Origin of the sequence: Microbacterium sp., from assembly GCF_011620665.1 — a bacterium.
GTDB lineage: Bacteria > Actinomycetota > Actinomycetes > Actinomycetales > Microbacteriaceae > Microbacterium.
The window spans coordinates 1-6,834 of sequence record NZ_WOYQ01000013.1; the positions used below are offsets into that span (position 1 = coordinate 1).

The window sequence follows — 6,834 nt, forward strand, 5'->3', positions numbered from 1 at the left end:
CCCCGGTCGTCACCAGGCACGACGCGACCATCGGCACCCTACGAGACGCTCAACAGCCGGCCGCCGAGTCAACCCATGCGCTTCTTCAGGACCCAGTACGACGCTCGGCGAGCGTGGGCCATCAAGGTCGCGCGCACGTCGCCCCGCACCACATCCGTCGCCGACAGCACCTCTGGGTGATGCGCACGAAGCCAGTGGTGAAAAGCGCGGGCCTGCTGTGCCTGATCCCGACTGAGCGCGACGCTCCACTGCGCGGTCGACATGCGGAATGTCGCTCCCACCTCGGGGTCGGGTGCGAACTGGCCGCGCAGCAACACGCGACTGTAGGTGGCCTGATCGATCAGGTAGGGGAAGTCGGCGAACCATCCCCCCTCGGCCTTGAGGGCGTCGCGCCGAATTGTGACGGATGCGGGTTCTCCGAAGAGATTCGACCCGGCGACGACCGCTGTGCGAACGGCCCGCGCTCCCGGCATCCGTTCGTCGAGTCCGCGCAGCCCCCAACCTCGCATGAGAGTGGCGCCGGCCGCGTCGACGATGTCGCGCCGACACGCGGTGAGCATCGCGCCGGTAGATCGGAGAATCTCGACCTGTCGAGCCAGCACGCCCGGGCGCAGCAAGTCGTCCCCGCAGACGAGCTTGAGGTACTCGGACGTCGCCGCGGAGGTGACGCGGTTCCAGTTTCGTGCCGCACCCCCTCCTGCGGGAGTGTCGAGCAGCGTGACACGTCGGTCGTCGGCGAAGCCCTCCATCACGGCGCGTGTATCGTCACCGGAGGTGTGGTCAGCGACGATCACCTCGAAGTCGACCCCCTCTTGCTCCAGTATCGAGTCGAGGGTGGCGGCGAGAGTCCGTCCGTTGTTGTATGCCGGGACGACGACGCTGAGCACGGGCCCGATCACGTTCTGGGGATTCCTTTCGAGCGGATGCGAGGTTCATCGCGGAAATTACTCATCGAGGTTCGTCGCAGACATCGCTCATCGTGTCGGTAGCGGCGACTGGTCCGCCGCTACCCTAACGCACGGCATCTGCATCGATCCTGCGCGACGTCCAGAGCCGAACAACCGACGCGGTGTATCGTGGGCGCGATGCGAGATGTGATTGCCGCAGTCACCCGACGACCGGAAGTCCGCTATCTCGTCTTCGGCGGGCTCAATACCGCGTTTTCCTACGGGTTGTTCACAATCGCGCTCCTCCTGCTGCATTTCTGGCAGGTGCCGGCTGACTATGCGATCGCTATCACCTTCAGCTGGATCGTCTCCAACCTGACATCCTTCCTGCTGCAGCGACGATACGTCTTCCGCGGGACGGGCAGGCCGTTCCGCGAGTTCGCGAAGTTCACTTCCGTCACGTTCGGATCGTTCCTGGCCAATTTGGGGCTCAGCTGGTTCTCCGCCGAGATCCTCGGTTTCGACAGCGCCGTCCAGAAGCTCGTCAGTCAGCTCGTCGTCACTGTCTTCCTCGTGATCGTGACGTACATCTTGCATAAGACCTTTTCTTTTCGGAAGGCGGTGGCGGAGCCCGCCGGCATGGGTGCCGTCGAGAACATTCCATCACCGCTCGAGCGCGAAGACTCTTCGCAACCGTGAGGTCAACGGGTCCCGGATAGACTGGTCAGTCGTCCCTGGCGAGCCTGCCGACGGACGCCCTCCGCCGTCGAGACGAAAGCAGCGTTCATGGATCTCCTCATCGTCGGCTCCGGCTTTTTCGGCCTCACGATCGCCGAGCGGGCGGCATCCGCCGGTCGAAACGTGACCGTCATCGACCGCCGCCATCACATCGGCGGCAACGCCTACAGCGAGAACGAGTCCGAGACCGGGATCGAGGTGCACCGCTACGGGGCGCACCTGTTCCACACCTCGAACCCGACGGTGTGGGGGTACGTCAACCGTTTCACGACCTTTACGAACTACGTGCACCGCGTGTATACGAACCACAATGGAATCATCTTCCCGCTGCCGATCAACCTCGGCACGATCAACCAGTTCTTCAACGCCGCGTACTCTCCCGACGAAGCGAAGGCGCTCATCCACGAGCTCGCCGGCGAGTTCGACGCAAAGGACGCCGCGAACCTCGAGGAGAAGGGCATCGCGCTGATCGGGCGACCTCTCTACGAGGCGTTCATCCGGGACTACACCGCCAAGCAGTGGCAGACCGACCCGAAGATCCTCCCTGCCGAGGTCATCAGCCGTCTCCCGGTACGCTACAGCTACGACAACCGCTACTTCAACGACACGTGGGAGGGTCTGCCTACAGACGGGTACACCGCGTGGATCGAGCGGATGGCCGACCACCCGAACATCGAGGTGAAGCTCGAGGTCGACTTCTTCGACGAGACCCAGCCGCTGAACAAGTCCGCCACCGTCGGTCAGCTGCCGATTGTCTACACCGGGCCGATCGACCGTTACTTCGACGATGCGGCCGGTGCGCTTTCGTGGCGCACTCTCGACTTCGAAGAGGAGGTCGTGGGGGTCGGCGACTTCCAGGGCACGTCTGTCATGAACTACGCCGATGCCGACATCCCGTACACCCGCATCCACGAGTTCAAGCACTTCCACCCCGAACGCGCCGACCGATACCCGACCGACAAGACTGTGATCATGCGCGAGTTCTCCCGGTTTGCGACCCGCGACGATGAGCCCTACTACCCGGTCAACACGGCCGCGGACCGCGCCGGGCTGCTCGCCTACCGCGAACTGGCCAAGGGTGAGAACGATGTGTACTTCGGCGGTCGCCTCGGCACCTATCAGTACCTCGACATGCATATGGCGATCGGCTCCGCGCTGTACATGTGGAACAATCAACTCGCGTGATCCCCACAACCGAGGCCGCAGTCGCAGCGAGGCAACCCCAGCCCTCTTCCGTGCGATCCTCCTGAGCAAAGAAGCAAAGAACCATGAAGGCACGGATGGGCGAAGCTGAGGACGCGTCTGTCGGTCGAGGTCACCCTTCTGGCTCACCCCTCCCTCATATTGGATGCCACGGCATCTGCCTGTCTCGGCGTGGCTGACTCACGGTCCGTTCGCCGCCTGGTTGGTCGATGCGCTTAAGCCATCCGAGATCGTCGAGTTGGGCAAGCATTACGGGTCTCATACTTGCGCGGGATCCAATCCCAGATCGTCACCGCCCTCGGCGGCACCCCCGCGTTCTACTCCGGGGTTCTCGGCTCGCAGACCGCGGGCCTTCTGACCGGGGAACTGGATGAACGCGCGCGGCTGCCCGTTGTCGTCATCGACGAAGCCCACCTGCTCGGCAACCCCGAACTGGAATCGCTGCGGATGCTCACCAACACCGAAATGGACACCGGGTCCCACTTCGCAATGCTCCTGGTCGGACAGCCCACACTGCGGAGACGACTGAAACTTGCCGTCCTCGCCGCGCTGGACCAGCGCATCTCCACCCGCTGCACAATCTCCGGGATGGGTCCCGCCGACACCAACGACTACATCCGGCACCACCAGAAATACGCCGGCCGCGCCGACCCGCTGTTCTCCGACGATGTGATCGCCGCGATCCACCAAGCCTCCCGTGGTTGCCCGCGGGCGATCAACAACCTCGCCGTCGCCGCGCTGATCGCCACCTACGCCGCGGACAAGCGCATCGTCGACCTGAACGCCGCGCAATTAGCGATCACCGAAAACAGCGAAAAACGTCCCGCGTCACCAGTGACGACAACCACGTCAAATTGACGATCAACGCCCCGCCGGATCAACCCGGCGGGGCACTTCTCATACCCGGACATCGGCACCAAGCACGACGCCGCCATCGTCAAACAACGCGACGGGCGACACCCGATGGTCGGGTCGAAGTCGACACCGAACAGGGCGTCGTAGTCGGGCAACTCACGCAAGACCACCCCAGCACCGGGTGGCTTTGCCCGCAGGGCACGTTCTGGATCGCGTTTCGCGGCGTTGAACGTGGACCGCAGCCCTCGAGCGACCTCCACGTGAGCGGGGTCCGTGACGAACGCGTGCTTCGCCCAGCGCCGTTCGTGGTCAGCGACCGTGCGCCCGTCGCAGACCACGATCACCCGGGTCAGGGTCGCAGTGACATCAACGAGGCGGCCGATCATCCGCGGGTCCACGGAGTAGTCATTGCCGTCGACGCGGACGTAGTAGTCCCGAGCCAGCTGCACCCGGTTCAGCAGACCTGTCACCAGGGGGATGGGCGGCAGCATGGTCATCGCCTGCAGGTCACGATCGAGGACATCGACGGGCCGGGCGCCGCGCGAGCGGATCGTGCCCCCGTTCGCGCGGCAGCGACTCCGACAATTGGACGTTGAAATCCGCAGGGGACGCGAAGGATCGTCCGGGCAGGAACGAGGTCTCGAGGAACCCGTTGTTGCGTTCAGTCATGCCCTTGAACTCCGGATCCCGCGGCGGGGCCAGCACGATCCGTGTCGCGAGAGTCCCCGCGAACGCGGCAGCGCCAGTGGTGACCGTGCCCTTCGGGCCGATCGCTGCTTTGCGGTCCCAGACCGCGTCTTGGAGACCCGCCCGACCTGCGCGATCAGCTGCCACGTCCCCGCGAACAGATCACCGCCCTGCCGGGAGGGGAGCATCACCGCGGCCAGGAACCTCGAGAACGTGAGCGTCATCACCAGCAGCACCGGCAGCATCGCCGCCTGCCCATGCCCGACCGGGATCCGCGGCTCCGGGACCACAGATCCATCTGCGCGGCGGCCCCAGGCTCGTGCACGAGCCGGTCCGCGGGATCGATCCCGGCATACTGCGGGCGGATCTGCCGGATCCGATCCTTCAGGATCGTGATCGAGTGCTCCCACCCGATCCGCTCCGCGATCACCGTCGCCGGCATCCTGGCATCCAACACCAGGAGTTTGCGAACCTCGGGCTCCGCCGTGTCGACCAGCGACCCCTTCCCCGCCCGCCGATACGACGGCGGCGACTCCGACGCCAACGCCGACCGCACCGTGTTCCGCGCAATCCCGAGCCGCCTCGAGATCTCCTTGATCGGAACCTGCTCAGCCCGATGCAACCGAAGAGTCTCTGCCCAATGCTCCAAAGTGATCACCCTCCAAGAGTGGTCGGAGGGGGTCAGAATTCCCAGACGCCACGGGGTCAGTATTCACGCGTCGTCGACACCCTCAAACGACTACTCCAACGAACGGACACTAGTTGGCGCGTGACAAGCCTCCTCCAGGCCCCGAGACGGCTGCGTCACTGTCGCGAGGTCACGGCGTCCCCGCCCGTAGACTCGACTCCGTGACCACAGCCGCCGTCGGCGCGCCAAGCTCGCCTCGGCGCTATCTCCACTCACTGTGGCTCCTCTCGTCACGCGACCTCAGGGTCCGCTACGCCACGAGCGCGCTGGGATACCTGTGGTCCGTCCTCGACCCCCTCGTGATGAGCCTGATCTACTGGTTCGTCTTCACCCAGGTCTTCCAGCGAACCGTCGGCCATGAGCCGTACATCGTGTTCCTCATCACGGCGCTGCTGCCCTGGGTGTGGTTCAACGCTGCGGTGTCCGACTTCACGCGAGCCTTCAACAAGGACGCCCGGCTCGTGCGATCGACCTCGATTCCGCGCTCGATCTGGGTCAATCGCATCGTGCTGAGCAAGGGCATCGAGTTCCTCTGCTCGATCCCGGTGCTGATCGCCTTCGCGATCATCGCGGGAGCCCCCGTGGGCTGGGGTCTGCTCTGGTTCCCCGCTGCGGTGCTGCTGCAGGTCGCTCTGCTTGTCGGCCTCGGCCTGCTGGTCGCCCCGCTGTGCGTGCTGTACACCGATCTGGAGCGCACGACGAAGCTCATCCTGCGGGCACTGTTCTACGCGTCCCCGATCATCTACAGCGTCGGCGACCTCCCGGGCATCTTCCGCGAGCTGGCGGCCTTCAATCCGCTCTCGGGCATCTTCACCCTGTACCGGATGGGCTTCTTTCCCGAGGTGTGGGACACGCTCAGCGTCGTGATGGGCGCTGTGATGAGCATCGCCTTCCTGGTGCTGGGCATCCTGGTCTTCGGTCGGCTAGAGCGTCCCGTGCTGAAGGAGCTGTGATGGCCGACCCCGCGATCGAGGTGCGCGATCTCGGCGTGCGCTTCCGCCGCAACCGCCGCGGGCGACGCAGCGTCAAAGACCTGTTTGCGGACTCGTCGCGCCGCTCCAAGCCCGGCGAGTTCTGGGCTCTGCGCAACGTCTCGTTCGATGTGCAGCACGGCGAGTCGATCGGGGTGGTCGGCCGTAACGGACAGGGCAAGTCCACGCTCCTCAAGCTCGTCGCGGGCGTGCTCCTGCCCGATGAGGGGCGGGTGACGGTGCGCGGGGGAGTAGCGCCGCTCATCGAGATCACCGGCGGCTTCGTCGGCGATCTGACGGTGCGCGAGAACGTCCGACTCACAGCCGGCCTGCACGGGATGTCGCGCGCGGAGGTCTCACGCCGCTTCGACGGCATCATCGACTTCGCGGAGCTGCACGATTCCATCGACACGCCCTACAAGCACCTCTCGAACGGGATGAAGGTGCGGCTCGCATTCTCGGTCGTGTCGCAGCTCGAAGAGCCGATCCTGCTGGTCGACGAGGTGCTCGCCGTCGGCGATAAGGCCTTCCGCGAGAAGTGCTACCACCGTATCGACGAGCTGCTCGCAGACGGGCGGACACTGTTCTTCGTCAGTCACAGCGAGAAGGACCTGCGCCGGTTCTGCGCCCGCGGTCTGTACCTCGACAAGGGAGTGCTCGCGATGGACGCACCGATTGCCGAGGTGCTCGACCGCTACAACGCGGACTACAACGCGGGCTGACCCTTCGACAGGCTCACGGACCCGTCGTGCCGACCAGCGGCGGCATCGGCTTCCACGACGCGTCGCGTGCGATCTTTCGCCCA

Annotated in this window: 6 protein-coding genes and 1 pseudogene; 5 read left to right on the forward strand and 2 right to left on the reverse strand. The window is 65.1% G+C overall.

Translation table 11 applies throughout. The features are described 5' to 3' along the window. Window positions 1-68: 68 nt before the first annotated feature. Window positions 69-899, reverse strand: coding sequence for a glycosyltransferase family 2 protein (locus tag QZV81_RS02035; protein ID WP_292831724.1), 831 nt, complete (start codon window positions 897-899; stop codon window positions 69-71). Window positions 900-1,085: 186 nt separating this feature from the next. Here QZV81_RS02035 and QZV81_RS02040 point away from each other — a divergent pair, with 186 nt between their 5' ends. The 3 genes from QZV81_RS02040 (at window position 1,086) to QZV81_RS02050 (ending at window position 3,686) form a co-directional block, all read left to right on the forward strand. Continuing rightward, on the forward strand, window positions 1,086-1,586 hold the full coding sequence (locus QZV81_RS02040; RefSeq protein WP_292831727.1) for a GtrA family protein: 501 nt from the start codon (window positions 1,086-1,088) through the stop codon (window positions 1,584-1,586). Between the two features lie 87 nt (window positions 1,587-1,673). Continuing rightward, window positions 1,674-2,810 carry a UDP-galactopyranose mutase gene (glf, locus tag QZV81_RS02045; protein ID WP_292831730.1) on the forward strand — a complete coding sequence of 379 codons (1,137 nt, stop codon included), beginning with the start codon at window positions 1,674-1,676 and terminating at the stop codon, window positions 2,808-2,810. A 282-nt stretch (window positions 2,811-3,092) separates the two neighbouring features. After that, entirely contained in the window at window positions 3,093-3,686 is a 594-nt protein-coding gene (locus QZV81_RS02050) for an AAA family ATPase (RefSeq protein WP_292831733.1), read from the forward strand. A 113-nt stretch (window positions 3,687-3,799) separates the two neighbouring features. Here QZV81_RS02050 and QZV81_RS02055 read toward each other — a convergent pair. Further along, window positions 3,800-5,028, reverse strand: a pseudogene (locus QZV81_RS02055) (IS21 family transposase); the annotation flags it as partial. Between the two features lie 191 nt (window positions 5,029-5,219). Between QZV81_RS02055 and QZV81_RS02060 the strand changes: the two are divergent. Beyond that, the gene (locus QZV81_RS02060; RefSeq protein ID WP_292831735.1) at window positions 5,220-6,011 is read left to right on the forward strand and encodes an ABC transporter permease; all 792 of its coding nucleotides are present in this window, start codon (window positions 5,220-5,222) and stop codon (window positions 6,009-6,011) included. Further along, window positions 6,011-6,751 (forward strand): ABC transporter ATP-binding protein, encoded by a 741-nt coding sequence (locus QZV81_RS02065; RefSeq protein ID WP_292831737.1) that lies wholly within the window; start codon window positions 6,011-6,013, stop codon window positions 6,749-6,751. The genes QZV81_RS02060 and QZV81_RS02065 overlap by 1 nt, the downstream gene beginning before the upstream one ends. Window positions 6,752-6,834 lie beyond the last annotated feature (83 nt).